Source organism: Bifidobacterium sp. SO4, from assembly GCF_018555355.1.
In the GTDB taxonomy this organism is placed as follows: Bacteria; Actinomycetota; Actinomycetes; order Actinomycetales; family Bifidobacteriaceae; genus Bifidobacterium; species Bifidobacterium miconisargentati.
In genome coordinates this window covers 40,809-62,797 of the sequence record NZ_JAFEJP010000015.1, presented here as the reverse complement: position 1 = coordinate 62,797, position 21,989 = coordinate 40,809, and the positions used below count along the sequence as shown (strand labels likewise).

The 21,989-nt window shown below is 64.9% G+C and carries 13 protein-coding genes; 9 read left to right on the top strand and 4 right to left on the bottom strand.

Annotated features, from left to right (window positions below; genetic code table 11):
• The first annotated feature begins 83 nt into the window (after positions 1-83).
• From JS536_RS09745 to JS536_RS09710, 8 genes are all read left to right on the top strand, one after another.
• Entirely contained in the window at positions 84-1,505 is a 1,422-nt protein-coding gene (locus JS536_RS09745; RefSeq protein ID WP_214356777.1) for a serine/threonine-protein kinase, read from the top strand.
• 85 nt (positions 1,506-1,590) lie between these two features.
• Positions 1,591-7,569 (top strand): Ig-like domain-containing protein, encoded by a 5,979-nt coding sequence (locus JS536_RS09740; RefSeq protein WP_214356776.1) that lies wholly within the window; start codon positions 1,591-1,593, stop codon positions 7,567-7,569.
• Positions 7,570-7,736: 167 nt separating this feature from the next.
• Positions 7,737-9,086: an AAA family ATPase gene (locus JS536_RS09735; RefSeq protein ID WP_214356775.1), complete on the top strand. Its 1,350-nt coding sequence runs from the start codon at positions 7,737-7,739 to the stop codon at positions 9,084-9,086.
• Positions 9,087-9,130: 44 nt separating this feature from the next.
• On the top strand, positions 9,131-10,357 hold the full coding sequence (locus JS536_RS09730) for a DUF58 domain-containing protein (protein WP_214305161.1): 1,227 nt from the start codon (positions 9,131-9,133) through the stop codon (positions 10,355-10,357).
• Positions 10,358-10,695: 338 nt separating this feature from the next.
• Complete coding sequence (locus tag JS536_RS09725; RefSeq protein WP_214356782.1) at positions 10,696-13,056, top strand: transglutaminase domain-containing protein; 2,361 nt, start codon at positions 10,696-10,698, stop codon at positions 13,054-13,056.
• Entirely contained in the window at positions 13,053-14,042 is a 990-nt protein-coding gene (locus tag JS536_RS09720) for a serine/threonine-protein phosphatase (RefSeq protein WP_214356774.1), read from the top strand. The genes JS536_RS09725 and JS536_RS09720 overlap by 4 nt, the downstream gene beginning before the upstream one ends.
• Before the next feature lie 26 nt (positions 14,043-14,068).
• Complete coding sequence (locus tag JS536_RS09715) at positions 14,069-14,869, top strand: hypothetical protein (RefSeq protein WP_214356773.1); 801 nt, start codon at positions 14,069-14,071, stop codon at positions 14,867-14,869.
• A gap of 38 nt (positions 14,870-14,907) precedes the next feature.
• Positions 14,908-15,552 (top strand): FHA domain-containing protein, encoded by a 645-nt coding sequence (locus JS536_RS09710; RefSeq protein WP_214356772.1) that lies wholly within the window; start codon positions 14,908-14,910, stop codon positions 15,550-15,552.
• Between the two features lie 6 nt (positions 15,553-15,558).
• Here the strand turns inward: JS536_RS09710 and JS536_RS09705 are convergent, their stop codons facing one another.
• Positions 15,559-17,055 carry a DHA2 family efflux MFS transporter permease subunit gene (locus JS536_RS09705; RefSeq protein WP_214356771.1) on the bottom strand — a complete coding sequence of 499 codons (1,497 nt, stop codon included), beginning with the start codon at positions 17,053-17,055 and terminating at the stop codon, positions 15,559-15,561.
• 359 nt (positions 17,056-17,414) lie between these two features.
• On the opposite strand from JS536_RS09705, the gene JS536_RS09700 reads away from it, so the two are divergent.
• Positions 17,415-18,401 carry a Gfo/Idh/MocA family oxidoreductase gene (locus JS536_RS09700; protein ID WP_214356770.1) on the top strand — a complete coding sequence of 329 codons (987 nt, stop codon included), beginning with the start codon at positions 17,415-17,417 and terminating at the stop codon, positions 18,399-18,401.
• Positions 18,402-18,492: 91 nt separating this feature from the next.
• On the opposite strand, the gene JS536_RS09695 is transcribed toward JS536_RS09700, so the two are convergent.
• The 3 genes from JS536_RS09695 to JS536_RS09685 all read right to left on the bottom strand — a co-directional run bounded on the left by JS536_RS09695 (position 18,493) and on the right by JS536_RS09685 (position 21,987).
• Positions 18,493-18,936, bottom strand: a complete 444-nt coding sequence (locus JS536_RS09695; RefSeq protein ID WP_214356769.1) for a hypothetical protein — start codon at positions 18,934-18,936, stop codon at positions 18,493-18,495.
• 109 nt (positions 18,937-19,045) lie between these two features.
• A complete protein-coding gene (locus JS536_RS09690; RefSeq protein ID WP_214356768.1) occupies positions 19,046-20,647 on the bottom strand; it encodes a hypothetical protein in 1,602 nt (533 codons plus the stop codon).
• 314 nt (positions 20,648-20,961) lie between these two features.
• Positions 20,962-21,987, bottom strand: coding sequence for a LacI family DNA-binding transcriptional regulator (locus JS536_RS09685; protein ID WP_214356767.1), 1,026 nt, complete (start codon positions 21,985-21,987; stop codon positions 20,962-20,964).
• Between the last annotated feature and the right edge of the window lie 2 nt (positions 21,988-21,989).

Genomic DNA, 21,989 nt, shown 5'->3' with positions numbered 1-21,989 from the left:
CGCAATATTCGGCGGTATCGTCGGCTGTATGGTAAGTGAGCGGATGCCGTGGAGACGCATCCGCGCCCGAGAGAGGGAAGACTATGGCCAATGCACCGAGCCGGCCACCGAAGCTGCCCGGCTATGATTTCGTCCAGACGCTGGGCAGTGGCGCCACGGCGACCGTATACCTGTATCACCAGCGCATGCCCGCCCGCCCGGTGGCGGTCAAGGTCAGCGCCAAGACCCTTGACCCGCAGGCGGCGGCCCTGTTCAACCGCGAGGCCAATTTCATGGCCAAGCTTTCATCGCATCCTTATATTCTGCCGGTGTATGACGCGGGCGTCACCTCGGACGGGCATGGGTTCATCGTGGTGGAATACGCTCCGGGCGGCACCTACAACAGCATGATGAAGGCCCAGTCGCTGACCTGCGAACAGGTGCTGGATCTCGGCATCAAGCTGGCGAGCGCGCTGTTCACCGCGCATCGCAGCAACATCATCCATCACGACATCAAGCCCAGCAACATCCTCATCACGTCGCAGGGGCTGCCGGTATTGGCCGATTTCGGCATTTCCACCGATGTCTACGACCGTACCGAGACGGGGTTCTCGCCGCCGTGGGCGCCGCCGGAGGTGCTGCAGCATCTGACCAACGGCTCGGAGGCGGCCGACATCTACTCGCTGGCGGCCACGTTGTACGCGCTGTTGGTGGGGTGCTCGCCATATCAGCATGAATATCGTCCGCGTTCGCAGTCGGAGCTCATCAGTCTGATCATCAACCAGCCGCTGCCGCGCATCAACCGCGCGGACGTGCCGGCCGAGGTGGAGAACGTGCTGCGCCGCGGGTTGAACAAGGATCCCGATCAACGCTACTACTCGGCGCTGGAGTTCGCGCGGGCCATGCAGCGCGTACAGTTCGCGTATTACGGTCATGCCACGCCGGTCACGGTGGAGGGCATGCCGCCGTATCCGAAGGATATCGAACGTCGCCGCAGGGTCACGGATCAGACCGGCCAGATGGCGGCCGCGCCACGTCATTGGGGCAAACCCGTGGCCATCGCGGCTTCCATCGTGGCGGCGTTGGCAGCCGTGGGGCTGGTGTTCGCGTTCGTGGTGGTGCCTCGCATGGACAGCGCCGCCGGTTCGGATGCCCGGCAGCTGGCGACGCCCGGCACGTCGGATGACGACGGCGACCGCAACGGACAGGACGACGACGTGATCACCGATACGGCGAACGCGCAGGTGCCCTCGCCGGAGAACGTCACCGGATCGTACGCGCAGGACGGTTCCTCCGTGACCTTCACCTGGACCAATCCCGACCCACAGGGCGGCGATACCTATGCGTGGGCGATCATGCAGGGCAGTACGGCCGATCAGAGCGCCGCGACCACCACCACGAAGGACACCCAGGTGACCGTGGACGCGCAGGATGGTTCGCAGACCTGCATCCAGGTGTCGATCGTGCGCAAGAGCCGTCGGATGTCCGCTAATCCCGCAATCGCCTGCGCGGCCAAACCGCAGTAGTCCCGTCATCGATACGCATTGAAACCACACGCCGGCACCACTAGACTGGCACCACAGAGAGCAGGAAGGTCAGGGGGAAGACCAGATGGCCAGATCAGCCCGATCATATGATCGCAGGCGTCGCATCGGCGCCGCATTCCGTCGTCTGCTGCCGTCCGGCAGCCATACATGGACCATGCCAGTGCTCACGCTGCTGTTGCTCATCGGCCTGGTGGCGGGCGCGGTCATCGTCAGTACGGTGACCAGACGGCATATCCAGCTTGACGACGGCACCGTGTGGGTCACGTCCCTGAACAATCGGAAAGCCGCGCGTTTCAATGTGAAGAACCGTGAGGCGGATGCCGGCATCGCCTCCTCCGCACCCCGATTCGACGTGGCGCAGCATAACAGCGACGCCATCTTGGCCGAGCCGAACAGGGCCTCGTCCATCAAGGCCTCCACCGTCAGCACCGACGCGAAGACCGACACCCGCGCCAACACCACGACCATGATGGGCGGAGATACGGTGGCCTTCCTCAATGAGAAGACCGGCAATGTGTGGACCGGCCAGTCCTCGCATCTCGACGCGGTCTCCCCCACGGCCTCGGATCCGCAGATGGAGCTCGGCTCGGGCGGGCGCATCGTCGTGACCCATACGGGCGAGGTCTACGGCTACCGTCCATCGGACGGCATGGTCCTGCGCATCAAGGATGCGGGCGGCAGCCCGCAGGAAATCGGATCCCTGACCGGCGGCCGGCAGCAGACGGCGGATAGTTTCACCGTCGTCGGCGAGACGCCGGTGATCGCCTCCGGCACCGATCTACTGTTCAAGGGCGGCAAGGCCACCGTGGACACCACCGGCAAGCTCACGCTTCAGGCACCGCCCACCGATGACCGCCAAACCGACTGGGTGGCGGCCTCCTCACCGCATGGTCTGGCTCTGGTCAGGTTGAAATCCGGCGCCAAACCCGTGTTCCTGACTAACGGGGGCAAGGGCGAGGCCGCGCAGCCGGTCTCGTTGAACGGCTGCGTCATGGCCGCCTGGAGCCAGAAGGTCAGCAACTACGTGCGCGTCTGCTCCCCCACGGGCACGGACGGCAAGCTGCAGACCCTCGATGCGGTGAGCACCACCTCGCAGCTGGTGTTCCGCACCAATCATCGCCTTGCCGTGCTCAATGACGTCATCAACGGCAACGTGTGGAATCCCGAGGACTCCACCAAGGTCATCAAGATCCAGTGGAACCGCATCCAGACCGAGCAGACCTCCAAGGAGGAGCAGAACACCGATTCGGCCAACAACCACCGCGATTTTTCGAAGACCTGCTCAGCCCAATCCGGTCAGATCAAGGCCGTGGACGATACCATCGGCGTCCGAGCCGGCTCCGAACAGATCCTCGACGTGCTCCGCAACGACGAGCAGACCGACTGCTCCGTGCTGCGCATCACCAAGGTGGGCGCGCCCAGCGGCGAAAACATCACCGTCTCCCCCATCTACGACGGCCGGTTCCTGCAGCTGGACGCCTCCTCCGCATCCTCCGGCACCGCGACCTTCTCCTACGACATCACCGACGGCCGCGGTCAGAGTTCCTCCGCCGCCGTGACCGTGAACCTGACCGGTTCGGAGAACAGGGCGCCGCTCCAGTTCGACACCCCGCCGGAAATCGACGTGGAACAGGGCGCCAGCTACACCGCCAACGCGCTGGGCAGCTTCACCGACCCGGACGGCGATCCGCTTACCCTGATCTCCGCGGTGCCGCAGAACACCGATCAGGTGCAGGTCTCCACCCGCGCGGACGGCCAGCTCACCTTCAACACCGGCGCCCTGGCCTCCGGCCGCGTGGGCGTGGAACTCACCGTTTCGGACGGACGGGCCAGCGGCACCGGTCTGGTGTACTTCTCCATCAAACCAGTGAACACGCTGTCGGCGGTCATCGATCCGATTGCCAAGACCACCACTCCCAATACGGACACCACCATCGCACTGTCCTCCTACGTGCACGGCACATCCAGCGAACCCGCGCAACTGAGCCAGGTGGATACGCCGGACGGCGCCTCCACAGCCGCCAATACGGCGGATATGACCATCTCGTTCAAAGCCGCCAAGCCAGGCACCTACTACGTGCCGTACACCATCACGCAGGGGTCGGTGCCCGCCACCGGTCTGGCACGGGTGGAGGTGCAGCCGGTCGAGGGCGAGGCCGCCAAGCCGGTGGCCGCCAACGACGTGGCACTGCTCGGCGCAGACAACACCGCGATCGTGGAGCCGCTCGCCAACGACGTGGATCCGATGGGCGGCGTGCTGTCGGTGGCTACGGTGAGCGCCCCCGCGGGCTCCGGCATCAAGGTGGGGCTCGTGAGCCACAAGCGCGTGTACATCACCGCACGTCAAGTGCCCACCAGTCCGGTGGCCATCAGCTATACGGTTGCCAACGCCTCGGGCACAGCCAAGGGCACCATCGTATTGCAGCCGCCGGCGTTGACCTCCTCGAATTCGGTGCCGAAAGCCGCCAACGTCAACGCGCAGGTACGTGCGGGAGGCATCGTCTCGGTGGATGTGCTCGACCATGTGACCTATCCGGACGGCACCACGGTCAAGCTCAAGAACAACCTGCAGTACGACAAGAACACGTTCAAGGGACTGGCCTTCGTGTCCGGGGACACGGTGCGCTATCAGGCATCCGAGGAAACGGGCACGTTCCCGATCACCTACACGGTGGAGGACAACCTCGGCAACGTGGCCTCTGCCACCATCACCATCTCCGTGCACGCACGCAACGCCGAAGGCAAGGCAGCCCCCACCCCGCATGACACGGAAGCCCAGGTGGCAGCAGGCCAGAAGGTGCGCATCCCCATCACGCTGACCGGCATCGACGTGGATGGGGACGACGACCAGCTCCTCGGCCTGGGCAACAAGGCCCCCAGCCTGGGCCGCATCTCCGAAGTCGGCTCGGATTACCTGATCTACGAGGCGTATCCCGATTCCTCCGGCACCGACACCTTCTCCTACGCCGTGGAGGATTGGACCGGCCAGCGCGCCCAGGCGCAGATTCGCGTGGGCGTGTTCCAAAGCTCCTCCAGCTCCGGCGTGTACGCGCGCGACGACGAGATCACGCTGCGTCCGAACACGGCCGCCACCGTGCCCGTGGCCCAGAACGACATCTCCGGCGACAACACCGATCTGACCGTGGACAAGACCGTCAAGGCTCAAGGCATCAGCGGCGTGAACGTGAAGGACAACATGATCGCCTTCACCACACCGGCGAACGCCACCACCGCGTACATCGCCTACACGGTCAAGGACAAGGCCGGGCTTTCGGACACGGCCACGCTCACCGTGAACGTGGATCCGAACGCAGCCATCGAGCCGCCCACCGCCTACGACTACCGGGTGCCTTCCGCGGCGACGATCGACAAGAAATCCGTGGACGTGGACATCTCCCAGTGGATCGCCAACCCCTCGGGCACCGTCGACGAGCTCGAGGTAGGCGTGCACCCCTCGGCGGCCGACCATGCGCGCGTCAAGGGCGGCAAGCGTTCGACCGTCATCACCGTGGACCTGACCTCGCAGGCCCGCGCGGTGCCGTATACGGTGACCAACACCACGCATCACATCACCTCCACCGCGTTCATCCAGGTGCCCGCATACGGCGTGTTCCCGCCCACATTGCGCCCGAAGGCCCCTGAGCTGAAGGTCAACTCGCGCGAGACCATCACCATCAACATCAACGACTACGTGCGCGTGGGCGCCGGCAAGGAGCCGCATATCGAGTCGTCCGGCTCCGTGAGCGCCACCAAGGCGTCCAACTCGGATCTGTACGCGAACGACCACACGCTGAAGTTCACCGCCGTGGACAACTATTCCGGCCCGGCGTCCATCACCTTCACCGCCACGGACGGCAAACCCGGCACGGACAAGAACCGCATCATCAACTCGGCGGTGATCACGCTGCAGATCACCATCGTGGGCAAGGACGTGCCGCCGCCCACGTTCACCTCCTCCACCATCGACGTGGAGGCCGGAGCCGATCCGAAGACCATCGACCTGAAGGCGCTCACCCATGCCCCGGCCGGATTCGAATCCGAAGCCGCACGGTACACGTACGCCGGCGGCACCTCCTCCTCGGACCAGATCACGGCGAAGCTGTCCGGCAACGGCAGCCTGCAGATCTCCGCCACCAAGGAGGCACAGCCGGGCACCACCGCAACCGTCCCCGTGCAGATCAACTACGAGAAGGGCACGGTGAACGCCGGCGTGACCGTGCGCGTGGTGGCGTCCAGCCGTTCGCTGGCCCGCATCAGCGCCAAGACCCTGCAGCTCAAGGCCGGTTCCGGCGATTCCGTGGATGTGCTGGCGGACGCCTACAACCCGTTCCCGGATTCCCCGCTGACCGTGGTGGCCTGCAAGGCGGACGACTCCACCAAACTCACCGTCGACGCATGCGACCCCTCGGGCCGCATCTCCATCACCGCCGCCTCGGACATCGGCGCCTCCACGAGCACCGTGCTGGTGACCGTCGAGGATGGCAGCAAGGTCAAGGAGCGGCAGGTGACAGGCACCATCACCGTCTCCGTGATCGACCGGCCCGAGCCGCCGCTCCTCTCCCCCGTGGGCGGCGAACCGCAGAACGGATCGGTGACCCTGACATGGACGCCGGGCGCGGCCAACGGCAGCCCCATCACCGAATACCGGGTCGATTGGACCGGAGGCGCGGAGGGCAGCAAATCCTGCGGCGCCGTCACCTCCTGCCAGATCACGGGACTGACCAACAACAAGCCCTATTCGTTCACCGTGAGCGCCCGGAACGAAGTGGGCTGGTCCAAGCCGTCCGCCTCGGTGGAGGCCACGCCGGACCGCGTGCCCACCGCGCCGACCAATGTGACCATCACCGGCGGCAACAAGACCGCGACCGTCAACTGGGACACCCCCAAGGGTGATTTCGGCGGCGTGGACAACTATTCGGTGACCATCAGCGGCGCGGGCGCACCCCAGACCAAAGAAACCAACGGCACGGCCAACAAGATGACGTTCACGTTCCCCAACGGCGACATCAAGGACGGCACCACCGTGACCGCCACGGTCAAGGCGCACAACGCCATCAACTGGGGCGCCGAATCCGCCCCCTCCGAGGCGGCGGACGTCTGGGGCGACCCGGATGCGCCGACCATCGACCTGTCCAACAAGGACGAGGAGGTCACGGCCAAGATCACCCTCGGAGACAACCACAACGCCGGATGCCAGGCCATCGTGTTCGGCGGCGACACGGAAGGCAGCCTGTCCTGCTCCGAGGATTCCACCACGTTCACCGTCCACGAGAGCGATCTGAACCAGTCCAAGATCACCGTGACCGCCACGGTCAAGCCCAAACGCACGCCGTCCGATCCGGAGACCGGCAAGGCGTCCTTCACCCCCGTCTACGAGGTGCAGCAGCCCACGAACGTCCGCACCTCCGGTTCGGGCAGCACCTGCACCGTGCGCTGGAGCAAGCAGGGCCTCGTCCAGTCCTTCAACGTGACCGCGGACGGTCTGGGATCCACCACGGCCGGCAAGAACGAGACCTCCGCCACGTTCAGCATGGATCCGTGGGCCACCTGCGGCACGGCCTCGGTCGAGCAGGTGTTCAACGGCGAGACCAGCGATCCGGTCTCCGGAGGCCCGTCGGGCTCGCCGTACGTCTATGAGGTCAAGGCGAAGATCACCGCCCCCAGCAGTCTCAAGTGGGGCGACAGCAAGGACGTGGTCGAGGTGTCCGGCGGTTCCGTGGACACCTACGGCAAGGACGCCCGCTACCAGATCGTCATCAACGGCCAGGCGTTCGACTGGACTCCGGGACGCCCGCTGGACGTGACCGACCTCGACATCGACGATGACGACGACTACCGGTGGAGCATCAAGGTCACCAGCACCGAAGGCCTGAGCGGGCTCAACAACACCGTCTCCGGCGGCACGATCCGGGGAACCCGCCCCGGCGTCGAGCCCGACACCGACGGCGAGGCCTCCACGTCCTCCTTCAAATCCCGTTCCAGCACCCATGCACTGATCAGATCGCCATGGATATTGGGACTGGCTCGAACACCGGGGCGGTGAGGACCTTACGACCCATACGTTCCGAATAGTCCACGAATCCCTCGCCAATCCAGCGCACGGACATCAATCCGATGGCAGACAGACATAATCGACACACCCAAAGCCGCCGAACACAGCCGACGGCATAACCCGGCAGCATGACCAGCAACAGTAGGAGAACAATCCCCATGAGCGAACACATCGACGACGCAACGCAACTGTCCGACGCCACCAGGCTTTCGGACTCCACCGAATTCTCGGACTCCACCCGCCTGTCCGACGCCACGCGCCTCTCCGCCACGCCGCATGGCCGGTCCGATCACGCCCGCGGCAAGCAGCCCTCCGGCGGCAGGCAGGCCAAAGCCGCGTCGCCCGATACCAAGGCCAACGCCGCCGCATCTCCCGTGGTGCAGCCCAGCCTTCCTCAGCGTCCGGGCACCGGAAGCGCATCCAAGCCGTCCGGCCCGCAAACCGCGCCCATCACGCCGAAGCGGAAGGGCGACGAGGGTTTCCCGAAGAAGACCCGGCAGCGCGCGGCCTCCCAGGCCCCCGGTGCCATCGATTCCGGGCTGCTGCCGGAACCCACCGACAAGGTAAGGGAGTTCCAGGACTCCTTCCACGCGCTGGTGGAGAACATCTCGAAGGTGGTGGTCGGCAAGGTGCAGCCGATCCGCCAGTGCGTCACCGCGCTGCTGGTGGGTGGTCATATCCTGCTCGAGGACAATCCGGGCACCGGCAAGACCCAGCTGGCCCGAGGTTTGGCCAATTCCATCTCCACCAGCTTCAAGCGTATCCAGTTCACCCCCGATCTGCTGCCCTCGGATGTGGCGGGCGTGACCTTCTACGACCAGAAGCACAGCGAGTTCGAGTTCCGTGAGGGCCCGATCTTCGCGTCCATCGTGCTTGCCGACGAGATCAACCGCGCCTCGCCGAAGACCCAGTCCGCTTTACTGGAGGTCATGGAGGAGCAGAAGGTCACCGTGGACGGCGAAACCCATCCCGTGCCGCAGCCGTTCATCGTGATCGCCACGCAGAACCCCATCGAACAGCTCGGCACCTACAAACTGCCTGAGGCGCAGATGGATCGTTTCCTCATCAAGACCTCCATCGGATATCCGGGCCATGACGTCTCGGTGGATATCCTCAAGCAGCTGGACGTGACCGACCGCGCCGGCGAGATCTCCCCCGTGCTCACCGGCGGGGATGTGCTGAGCCTGCGTAAGGTGGCCTCCGATATCTACGTGGACGATGCGATCCGAGAATACGTGGTGCGTCTGGTGGAGGCCACACGTCACAACGAGAAGATCATGGTGGGCGCCTCCATGCGTGGCGCGCTGGCCCTGACCCGTTGCGCCCGCATCTGGGCCGCGGCGGATGGACGCGCCTACGTGGTGCCGGACGACGTCAAGGACCTGGCGGTGCCGGTGCTCGCACACCGCATCACGCTCACCCCGGAGGCCACCTTCGACGGCGCCACCGCCGAAAGCCTGATCGCTCAGATCCTGGAGGACGTGCCCGCCCCCACCATCGGACGATAACGAAAACACTCCTGCAGGAGAAGGTTTTCTCGGAAGGGATTTTCATGGATACCGCATCCACTGCAATCGCACGGCGACGCCGGAGACGCGAGCGCTCATTCAGACGCGCCGTCAGGACGGTCCGGAGATTCTTCGCCTCATACGTCTCGCCCCTGGGCTGGGCGGTGCTGGCGGCGGGGCTGGCATGCCTGATCGCGTTCGCGTTGCTGGGCTGGTACGAGCTGCTGGTCTTCGCCATCGTGGCGGCGGTGATGCTGCTCTCCGCCGTGGTGCTGTCCCTGGGCAACACGCGCTTCAACGCCGCGATCTCCGTGTCCAACCGGCGGGTGACCGTGGGAGACATGGTGTCCGTGCTGGTGGATATCGATAACAAGGGCCGCACGCCTACCACCAACGCGCGTGGCGACCTACCGATCGGCGACGCCCACGAACGGTTCACCATCCCGATGCTCGCTCCGGGCCAGGCCAAACAGACGGATGTGGAGTTCCGCACGGTCTCCCGCGCCATCCTGCCCATCGGCCCTTTGCGCATCCGCAAAGGCGACCCGTTCGGACTCATCCGCCACGAAAAGGAGCTGGCGGAGCGGCTCACCGTGTTCATTCATCCGAAGACCGTGCGTCTGAATACGCTGAGCTCCGGCGTGCCGCGCGATCTCGAGGGGCAGCCCTCCGGCCAGATCGTGGACGACGACCTCGATTTCTACGGCCTGCGTGAGTACGAGCCGGGCGACGACGTGCGCAACGTGCACTGGCTGAGCTCGGCGAAGACCGGCACCCTGATGATCCGCCAGTATGAGGCCACGCGCCGCACGGACACGTCGGTGACCATGAGCGTCAATCCCGACGATTACGCCACCAGCCAGGAATTCGAGATGGCCGTGTCCATCCACGCCTCCATCGGCGTGCAATGCCTGCTCCAGGACCGCCCACTCTTCTGCCATGCCGGCGAGTTGCATGCCCAGCCGCGCAACGCCATGGAGTTCCTGGACGCCTCCAGCGCCATCGAACCGGACCGCGAGGACAATCCGAATCTGGCCGAAGGCACGCTGCGGCACAGCCCGGACGCCTCGTTCTACTTCTTCACCGTCGGTTCGCTCAAAAGCGTGGATCAGATCAAGCGCATGACCATGGCGTTGCCCCGCTCCGCCAGTTGCGTGGTGCTGCAGGCCGATTCCGGTGCGAACCGCGGTATCAGGCGATTCGCCAACTTCACGCTGGCCACCGTGGGCGAGCTTGATGACCTGCCGCTCATCATGGGGGTGCTCGCATGACCGCCAACCGTCGCAAAGCTCCCATTAGCGCCAGCCAAGCCACGTATCGGGCCACCGGGGCGACCGGATCCGTCGCGCCGGCCCGATCAGGGCAGCCGAGCCAATCGGCACAATCGATTCGGCCAACCCAATCGACTCAGCCGAATCAGCCGGCTCAGCCAGCCCAGCCGACTCGCACCTCGGCCGGGTTCTTCACCGCGCCACGCACCGCACCCGGCCGGACACCGGGAGGACTGCCCGCCGGAACCGTCCCCGTCTCCGGCGCCACGTTCGGCGGCACCCTTGGCACCAACACCACCACCGGGTCATGGGCGGATTCCACCCACTCGGTCATCTGGATGACCCATGGGGACCTGGCCCATGGCATCGGCCGCTCCGGCCAGCCCTGGGGGCGTCATCTCATCAGTCTGACGGCCGTGGTCGCGATGATGCTGCTGGCGTTGTCCAATCTCATCGACGTCTACGGCGAACCCGTCGCATGGGCCGCGGCGGCGGTGCCGGCCACGCTGATCGGCACCCTGATAGCCCTCGCCGGCACACGCCCCATCCTGCGACTGTGGTGGCAGCTGGTGTTCCTGGCGTTCGCGCAGTTCATCGTAGGACCGGTGATCGCGTTCAACGGCACCACCACAGCCCATATCGTGCCCGGTCTCGAGACCCTGAGCCGCGGCTGGGAGGCAACGTTCGGCTCGTTCAAATACCTGATTTCCATAACGCCGCCCATCGGCACCGCGGACGGCTCGCTGATGGCCGTATGGACCATGGGCCTGTGGCTCACGTTTCTGGCCGGCATCTTCGCCATCCACGGCAACGCCTGGCTGTCCCTGGTCAGCGTGCCACCACTGGCGTGCGCCGTGGCCGTCTGCGCGTTGCTGGGCACCGGGACCGGCTGGCAGAGGCCGATCTGCGGCACCGCCTTCGCCATCGTGCTCATCGTGTGGCTGTCCTGGAGGCTCGACCTGTTCGAATGGGGCCGCTGGATCTCCAGTCTGATCATCGCGGTGCTTGCCGCGGGTCTGGCGTTCGGCGGCACGCTACTGGTGCCGCAGGACCGCATGGTGCTGCGCGACCGCTACAACCCGCCGCTGAACCCGTACGACTACACCAGCCCCCTGAGCGGCATACGCTCCTATATCAAGGATCACAAGAAGGACGTGCTCCTGACCGTCACCGATCTGCCGGCGAGAACTCCGGTACGTCTGGCGGTGATGGACCGTTTCGACGGCTCGGTATGGAACCTCTCCGATTCCAGCGAAGCTTCGGACTCCTCGAACTACGAGCGCGTGGGCACGTCCATCGCCACCAGCGAGAAGGGCTACCCGTTCACCGCCACCTTCACCGTGAACAAGGGGCTTGCCGACACCTGGCTGCCATTGGCCGGCGCGGCCAGAAGCGTGGATTTCAAGTCGAACAACGACACGTTCTATTACAATGCGGACACCGATTCGGCCATCATCCCCGCCGGCACGCACGAGGGCCTGACCTACACCGAAACCGGCATCGTCCCCACCAAGCCCAGCGACAAGCAGATCAACCAGGCCAAGGCCTCCCGCATCAGTCAGCCGCAGGCGCAGGAAGTGCCCGATTCGGTAAGCAAACTGGCCACGTCGATCGCCGGCGGCCAGGCTTCGGGAGGCGCAGCCGCCACCGCATTGGCCGATACCCTCAAGGAATCAGGCTGGTTCTCCCATGGCCTGCAGGGCGACTACCCGTCCGAGGCCGGCCACGGCAACTACCGCGTGAACAAGCTACTCGCGGGCACGGCCATGGTGGGCGATTCCGAACAGTACGCCTCGGCCATGGCGCTCATGGCCCGCGAACTCGGGCTGCCTTCGCGCGTGGTGATGGGCTTCCTGCCCAAGGACGAGGATGGCAGCATCTCGGACAAGCGCACCAAGAAGGAGACCGGCAACCACACCGTCACCGAATTCACCGGCAACGACGTGACCGCCTGGGTGGAGATCAAGCTCCAGAACCTCGGCTGGGTGGCCTTCTACCCCACGCCCAAGGAAACCAAGGTGCCGGACGAGAACCAGAACCTGACCCCGCCGAACCCGCAGACGCTGGTCCGCCAGCCTCCGGTGCCGCTGACCGACCCCCTGCGCGACAAGACCCAGGCCAAAGGCCAAAGTTCCCTGGCCGGAGCGGACGCGGACGCCGATTCCACCAATCTGTTCTGGCCAAAATTCTGGCGTGTGACCCGTCTGGTGGCACTCTACGGTAGTCCGGTTTGGCTGCTGCTCATCGTCTGCGGCCTGATTCTCACGGTGAAGGCGCTGGCACTGGCCCGAGCGAGAAGACACGGCAGCCCGCAGACTCGCGTGGCCGCCGGATGGGACGCCATCCACGCGCTGGCCGAGCAAAGCGGCATCACCGCCACCGGCACCAGACGCGATCAGGCCCAGTCCATCGCCCGTCAGCTCAACACCGACCCGCAGTCCTTCGCCCAACTGGGTCGCGAGGCCGACTACGCCACGTTCTCCGGCAAGGCCGTGCTCTCCAATCAGGCCTCCGCCTATTGGAAGAGCGTGGACAAGGTACGCAAATCGATGCTCGCGGCGCTACCCCGATTCAGGCGGATTCGCACCCGGCTTTCACTCAAGAGCGTGGTTATACTGTCAGGTAGACGCGCCACAGTCAGGAAGCCAAAGGGGTCTCGCACCGTCCGGCGCACGTCGAAGAAGGGAACGACGTCATGAGTTCAGGTTCCATCCGCACCGCCATCGCGAGTGACGTGGGCCTGAAACGCCGGAACAATCAGGACAGCGGCCTCGCCTCACACGGCGTATACGTGGTCTGCGACGGCATGGGCGGCGGCATGGGCGGCGAGCAGGCCAGCGGTCTGGCCATCCAGCGGTTCGCCCAACTCGCCGGACGTCCCGAACGCAACCGCGCCGACATCGACGACGCCCTGGCGCTCGCGCAGCACGACATCCTCCAATTGGGCCGCGAGCTCGGCGGCGTGGCCGGCACCACCATTTCCGGTCTGATTCTGCCGGTCACGCCCGATGCGCAGGATTCCCCGAAATCGATAGATTCGGCGGCTTCACCAACCTCGCCGGACCCGTCGAACCTGCCGGACGCTTCCAATCACACGCCAGCCGATGGCTCCGGCCGGGCTCCCCGCGAATTCATCGACCAGACCTATGTGGTGAATGTGGGCGATTCGCGCACCTACCACATGAATCCCGTACCCGGCACCGGCTCATCCGAAGCGCCCGTCTGGGATGTCTCCTCGTTCACCCGAATCACACGGGACCATTCCAAGCGTCAGGAGGCCATCGACTCCGGCCAGATGCTGCCGGAAGTGGCCGAAGCCACCATCCCACGCAACATCATCACCCAATGCCTTGGCGATCCGAACGGCATCGAGCCGGACGTCTACGTGGCGGATATGACCGGACGGTTCATCATCTGCTCGGACGGTCTGCACGGCGAAGTGCCGGATGAACGGATCGCCGCCATCGCCGCCGCCCACTCCTCCCCGCAGGAGGCCGTGGACGCGCTACTGGCCGCCGCGCTCAACGCGGGCGGTACGGACAACATCACTGTGATTGTGGTCGATATGCCGCCGACCTCGCCCAAACACCATGCGTTCAGCGCCTGCAAGCTGGACGCGGGTGAGGAAATCGGCGTCATCGAGGACGCAACACTGCAAACACTCAGGACGTTGCGTTCGGCATAGCCGAGCGGAGTTAAGGAGGAAAACCCATGGTTGATTACGATGCCGCGGTCGCTGCCGTACAGGATCCGAATGCGGATCCCATCCTGCTGGCGAAGGTCGCCTATGAGAATCCGGAGTTCGGCGCCAATGTGGCCGTAAACCCCCGCTGCTACCCCGGTCTGAAGCGCTGGCTGGCCGAGTTCGGCGACGAACGCGTCCGTCAGACCCTGGAGCAGATGGGCTTCACCGCCGACGCGATCGGCGGCCCGGTGGTGGATCAGCAGGCACCCGAAGCCGAGGCACCGGCCGAATCCGACGTGGTCTACGGTCAGGAGTCCACCGCGGAGACCTTCGCCGAAACATCCGAAACCGCTCAGCAGACCGACACCCAGCCCGCCGCCGACGCCTGGACCGACGACGGTCAGTCCGCCGAATCGCAGTCGGCATATGACGGTTACGCCGACCTGCAGTCCGTGTCCGATCAGCCGGCAGAATCGTACGCCGAAACCTACGGCACGACCGCCGATCAGCCGGCCGGCGTCCAACCCGCCGACCAACCCGCGGCCGGCTACGCGCAACCCGCCGCCGAGACCTATGCCCAGCCGGTTCAGCAGACGGTCCAACCGCAGCCGGTATTCGAGGAGCCGGTGGTCACCAACCCGTACGGTTTCACCGTGCAGCTGGCGCTGACCACCACCGATCAGATGCAGATCGCCCAAATCGCCCAGTACGCGCCGGAACTGCGCGTGTGCATCGCCCGCAACCCCAACACGTACCCGGCCCTGCTGGATTGGCTCGCACAGCTGGGCGACCCGGCCATCAACGCCGCGCTGGCCTCCCGCCAGTGACACATGATGCGGTGAAGTAGCGAAAGGACAGCATCATCATGGCCTTCATTCCTTATCCCCCGGCACCCGAATTCGGTTGGTACGCCGACGACCAGCCGACCGACCAGCCGGTTGATCAGCCGACAGACGCTGCGGTCGAGCCGGACAGCGCCGCGTCAGCGCCCGAAACCTCCGCGGCCGATGCCCTGCAATCGGTGACCGACCCCGCAATCGCCCCTACCGAATCGGTCAGCGACATCGCCGATGCCGCGACTCCCGCGGAAGGCACCCCGCACGCCGCCGAACATGACATCGAGGACTGGGACAGCACCGTGCTCTCCCCCTCGTTCACGTCGAAGGCGCCACAGAAGGTGTACCTGCTCCACAACGACCTGACCGGCCAGACCATCGTGATCGACAAGAGCACGCTGCTGGGCCGCAAGCCGTCCATGGACGTGCCGCAAGGAGCCAAGTCGGAACGCATCGAGGATCCGACCCGCACCACCTCGCGCAACCATGCCGCCATCAGCATCGACACCGACGGCGCGCTGTGGATCGAGGATTACGGTTCACTCAACGGCACCTACATCATCAAGGACGGTCAGGAGACCCAGGTGGTCAAGGGCACGCCGCTCAAGCTCGACGCCCCCGCCACCGTCCGCATCGGCGACCAGTTCTTCAACTTCACCGAACAGGCGAACTGAGTTCCGCTAGTCCCGAGCTTGCGCGTCGACCTCCGTGAGCTCGGGCGGCCGACGGGTCGAGAAGCGGAACATCATCACGGCGAGCACCGCGCCGAACACGGCCATGCCGGCGAACACCCACATGCTTTCGGGGAACGCGCGCAGGTAGGCGTCCGACTGGCCCGCACCGCCCGCGACCTGCGCCGCGGCGAACTCGGTGACCAGCGTGCTGGCCACGGCCGTGCCGATCGCCCCCGCCAACTGCTGTACCGTGTTCATCACCGCCGAACCATCGGCGTTCAGCCTGGCCGGCAGCTGATTCAGGGCGTGCGTCTGGTCGGGCACGAGCACGAACCCGGAGAACGCCATGAACACCGCATAGGCCACCGCGATCACCCAGATATTGCCGGAAATCAGAATGAACACGGCATCCATCACCGTGACGACCACGAATCCGATGACGATGAACTTCGGCGGGAAGTGATTCTTCAAGGCACCGCCGATCATCGGCGCCGAAATCGCACCGACCACCGCGCCGGGCAGCAGCGTCAACGCCGCCGTGAGGCTGCTCAGGCCGAACCCGCGCTGCAGCAGAATCGGCAGCAGGAAGTTCAGTCCCAGCACGCCGCCGGAGGCCATGAGCAGAATCAGCATGCCCAGCGAGAATCCCGGATACGCGAAGACGCGCACCTCCACCAGCGGCCGTTCCATGCGTAGCTGCATCGCCACGAACGCGGCCAGAACCGCCACGCTGGCGACCAATACCAGCCAGAACCGCCAATCGCCGTTCCATGAGGCGAAGAAGCTCACCGCGACGATCAGGCCGGCCAGGCCGACGGCGACCAGCAGCAGCGAGGGCACGCTGATGGTGGCCTGTGCGGCGTCGCCCTCATGACGAATCTCGGGCACGGTGGCCATGCCGAGCAGGAAGGAAATCAGCAGGAACGGCAGCATCGTGTAGAAGATCCAGTGCCAGTTCAGGTACTCCATCACCACGCCGCCGAACACCGGGCCGATGGCCGGCGCCGCACAGGTGACCAGGCTTACGATGCCGAGCATCGCTCCGCGCTGCTCCAGCGGGGCCTTCTCCAGAATGATGTTGGTGATGAGCGGCAGCGAAATGCCCGTACCGAGCGCCATGACGAGTCGCGCGGCCAGCAGCATCGGGAAGTTCACGGCGAACGCGCCCAGCAGCGTGCCCGTGGTGAAGATCACGACCGCCGCGACGAACAGCGCCCGCGTGGCGAAGCGACGCACCATGAACGGCGAGCTCGGAATCGCCACCGAAAGCAGCAGCAGATAACCGGTGGTGAGCCACTGCACCACGGACGCGCTGATCGCGAACTCCTCCATCAGCGTGGAGTAGGCGATGTTCAGCGACGTTTCGGACAGGATGCCCAGGAACGTGAGGATCGCGAGCGAGACCACCGCCACCACGAGCCTCGCGCCGACCGGACGTTTGCCGGATTCCACCGACTCTCCGGCGCGTGCCGCCCGTGCGTGCTGCGTGTCGTATCCGCCCATGCGTATGTTCCTTTCCATGTTCGATGATGTTTCGATGACGCCGTCGTCCTTCCACAGCCGATTCGTCAGCCGATCGATCAGGACAATCTGTCATGCTATCGGCGAATGTTACGCGAAACTCACCCGAAGTCCTTCGGCCCCGTCACCCTGGTGCCCTGCCGGCCCCGTCACCCTGGTGCCCTGCCAGCCCCGTCACCCTGGTGCCCTGCCAGTCCCGTCAGCCCCGTCCTTCCTGCGCGTCCGGCGCACCCCGCCGGGTTGCTCCCCGTCCATCTCGCCCGACATACCCCCGATGTGCGCCCTTGAACGGGGCGAATGTATGCTGAAAGTCTGACCAATAGGGCAACAAGGAGACGATTATGCGCGAACTCAACTGGGCCACGCTCGGATGCGGCGTCATCGCCAACCAACTCGAACAGGCGCTGGAAGGCGAAGGCCGCAAGCTGTATTCGGTGGCGAACCGCACACACGCCAAGGGCGTTGCCTTCGCCGAGAAGTACGGCATCGGCAAGGTCTACGACAACATCGACGACGTGTTCGCCGACCCGGATGTGGATGTGATCTACATTTCCACCCCGCACAACACGCATATCGAGTTCCTGCGCAAGGCGCTCACCGCGGGCAAGCACGTGCTGTGCGAGAAGTCCATCACGCTCAACAGCGAGGAGCTCAACGAGGCGGTGGCCCTCGCGGCGGCCAACGCCGTGGTGCTCGGCGAGGCCATGACGCTCTATCACATGCCGCTGTACCGTAAGCTCAACGAGATCATCGCCTCCGGCAAGCTGGGCGATTTGAAACTCATCCAGATGAACTTCGGCTCCTACAAGGAGTACGACATGACCAACCGTTTCTTCAACCGCGAGCTTGCGGGCGGTGCCATGTTGGACATCGGCGTGTACGCGCTCTCCTTCGTGCGCTGGTTCATGAGCTCCACCCCCGACCAGATTCTTTCGCAGGTCAAGCGCGCCCCGTCCGGCGTGGACGAGCAGGCCGGCATCCTGCTGACCAACCCGGACGGCCAGATGGCCACGGTCACGCTGTCGCTGCACGCCAAGCAGCCCAAGCGCGGCCTGCTCTCGTTCGACAAGGGCTTCGTGGAGATCTACGACTACCCGCGCGGCGAGCGTGCGACCATCACCTACGTGGAGGACGGCCACACCGAGGTCGTGGAGGCCGGCGAGACCGCCAAGGCCTTGGCCTACGAGGTGGCTGACATGGAGGCCGCCATCGCCGGCGACCGTTCCGTCATGCATCTCGATTACACGCGCGACGTGATGGATATGATGACCCTGATCCGCCGCGCCCAGTGGGGCATGACCTACCCCGAGGAAGAGCGCGAGCAGTAAACGCGGTTAACGGGCGGGAACCAAGTACCTCTAATAATCAACGGGAGCGGTAGAGGACGACATGCGTCCGCCGCTCCCGTTTCGTATGGTCCTACACCAGCGGTTCTCGCGCGTGCAGCTCACAGACGACACCGGTTTCCTTGCGAATCCATTCGGCGGCCTGCAGCGCGGCGATGTTCCACAGCGCATGCGGGATGCCGCCGAAGTCCGGTTGCGCGGACCAGAAGGTCAGGTCATCGGGAAACGCGGTGATGGCCGTCCCTTCCTCGGGCGCCGCTCCCCCACCCGGCATGACCGTGCGATACAGGCGGCGGGCCAACGTGGCCACGAATTCGTTGGCCGCGGCGAACGTCTCGTTCAAGTGTTCCTCGGCCGTCACGGGCGGCCCGACGATCTCCCACGATTCCACGTCCGAAGCGTCCCAATGCGCTGATTCGCCGTCCACCTTGCGCTCCAGCGTGACGAATAGCTTGGCGAACTCGCCGGACGTCAGCCCGGTGACCCGCCTGCGTGTGGCCAATTCAATCGGCGTCATGCGTCCTCCCCTAATCGTTTCCGACAGCAACCTTACGACCACTGCCATGGTATCCACTGTGGTATCCGCAAGACTTGCCGCACCGCCCAACGTCAGCCCGCAACACTTCTCATTCGCAGACCAAATGCCAGGGAGCTGCATTCGTATGGAAGGTCCTGCGGCCGTCCATGACCACGGTGAGTCCCGCAGGACCCTGGTACCGGGTTCCATCCGCGTCGAACGTGATGCTCAGTTCATGGCCGGCCACGGGCAGACGTTCGAGTCGGAACCACCGCACGCCCTCGGCCCTGTCGCCATCGCAAGAAACATCCGCTGCCGCCGTTCCGCGGATCAGAGGAATCTGCGGAGCCACGGTGATGACGCTGCGGCCCTCGACGTCCGAGACCTGCACGCCGGCCACGCCGCGCACCACCAGATCGCAGAACGCGGAATGGTTGTAGTCCTTGCCTCGTTCCAGCCCGCCCTTGTCGGCTCGCCAGCCCCATGATTCAAGTATGCGCCGCGAAATCCATTCGCCGGAATCCGGATCGAGATCCTCGTCAAGCCAATGGATACGCCCGCGTTCGGCATCCTCACGGAAGTGGATGGCCGCATACCGTCGCAGTTCCCGCCAGAAATCAATCTCAGTGACCCCGGCCACGCCATGATGCAATGCTTCCAGCATCCCATCCAGCATCTGTGTGGTGGCGAAAGGCCAGCTCGGCCCATTCCACTGGCATTCGTGCGGATCCGGGTTGTTCATGAATCCGGGGTGGCAGCGCTCGGCCGTGGTCGGCCCGACCGTTCCCCGGAAATGGTTTGGATCGGCAGCGAACCGCCATGCCTCGGCATGTTCGTCACCCGCCAGTCCGAACATCCACGGGATATAGCCCAGCAGTTCACGCACGTTGCGGTCGGACGGCATGCGCGCGAAGTCGAAGTCCGGCACCTCGCCGAGCCGGTCATCAAGCGGAATCACCTTGAAGAACCGCGCCCGATCGTCCCACAGCAGTTCCCGGATCAGCCTACGGAGGTCGTCGGCTTTCCGTGCGAACCGTTCGGCCAGATCCTCACGTCCGGCCCAATGCGCGATTCGGGCGATGGCCTCCGCATTTGCGGCCATGTAGCTGTTGAGCGTGGGGCGCAGTCCCGAACCGGAAATGGACAGCTCCATGGCATCCCGGTCGTCGTAGGACCAGAACAGGCCGTAGGAGGTCATGTTCGTGGCCTCCACGTGCCGGTAGAACCGTACGAAATCATCCAGCAGTGAGATGGCGAAATCCCTGTCGTCCCGCGCCACCGCGTACCGGCAGACCGAATCGACCGTCCATGTGGAGTACGAGGTCACGTCTCCGGGCCCGTCGAACCAGAATCGTGCGTCCTGCCGGGCCAGTTCGCCGCCGTCGCGCAGCCATTGGGCTTCCGCCAGATGATGCCCGTCCGCGCAGTTGATGGAATTGTACGGTCCGGCCCAGTACACGTCCGGAAGGAATTCGGTGATGAACCTGCCGCCGCCCGGCACGCTGCGGATGTGCTTGCGGAACACCCACCAGCGATAGTGCCAGATGTCCTCAAGCAGCGGGTCGGAGCAGGAGAAGCGGGGCACATTGGCCTCCATCCACTCCAGCGCCGCGTCGTTCGGGATATCCTGACGATACAGTTCACGGTCTTCCGTGTTGTATCGAAGCACATAATCAGCCATAGTGCTGGCCTGTGCGATCACAGATGTCATGATGAGCTCCAAATCGAGCCAAAATAGGAAACCGTAACGTTGCGGTTTCAGAGGACCAACAATGATAAGTCACGGCTCTGTTAAACCAAGTCAGACATGAATCCATGCCTGACTACCCCTCAGTCGGCTTTGCCGACAGCTCCCCTGACAAGGGGAGCCAAGAATAGGGGCCATGTCAATCTTGGTTTAACAGAACCTGAGCCATTCGACCGTGCGGCAGCAGTGCCCCGCTCCATCAGAGGAATCGAAGCTACGGCATCGTCCGACCGATTAGGCCGATAACCAGCGATAGACCAAGCCGGATCCGGCCGGAATCAGGCGGATTCGCCGCGCACCAGCTGGAATCCGACCGTCTCGCGGCGTACCGGCGTGGTGACGTCGCCGTTGATGCGATCGGCGAGCATGGAGACGGCGGAACGTGCCATGCCATCGAAATCAATGGCGATGGTGGACAGCAGCGGCGAGCTGTATGCGGCCGGGCTCACGCCGTCGAAGCCGAACACGGCCTTGTCCTCCGGAACCCGGATGCCCATGCTGTTGAGTCCGCGCATCAGACCGAAGGCGAGCAGGTCATTCATGCAGAACAGCGCATCGTAGCCGAGGTCGTTCTGGGCGATCATGGCCGCGGCCTTGAGTCCGCCGTCCACGGTCCATTCGCAGGGGATGGTGTCCGTTTCGGTGCCCAGGTCGGTTGCGATCATGGCCTTCGTGGCCAGTCCGATGCCGGTGTTGCGACCCGTGGCGCTGAATTCGCCGGCCTGGAAACGCTGGCCTCCCACGATGGCGGCGTGCTCGTAGCCGCGCTGCTTCAGGTAGGTGAAGGCGGCCTTGAACGCGGGTTCCAGTGGCAGGGCGACGTTGTCGTACAGCGGGTTCGGGGAGTAGTCCTCGAACAGCACGGCCGGATGGTTGCCGATCAGCGAACGCAACTCGTCCTCCCCCACGTTGTGCAGGTTGAGGATGAGTCCGTCGCACATTGGCGAGTTGACGCGCTTGAGGAAGTCACGCTCCACCGCGATCGAGGCGTTGGTCTGCTGGACGATGGTCTGCAGCCCGCGTTTGGCGGATTCCTTGGAGATGGCCCAGGCCAGGTCCGCGAAGTAGGGGTTTTCGAGTTCCGGCACCACGAAGGCGATGATGTCGCTCCTGCCCTGCTTGAGGAACCGGGCTGAAGCGTTGGCGCTGTATCGCACGGCCTGTGCGGCCTTGAGCACCTTCTCGCGGGTGGCGGCTTTGACGCCGTCGTCGCCGCGCAGGGCGGCGGATGCCGTGGTGACCGATACTCCGGCCTCGCGGGCCACATCCTTGAGCGTCGCCACGGCAGCACCTTTCGTCGCCATCG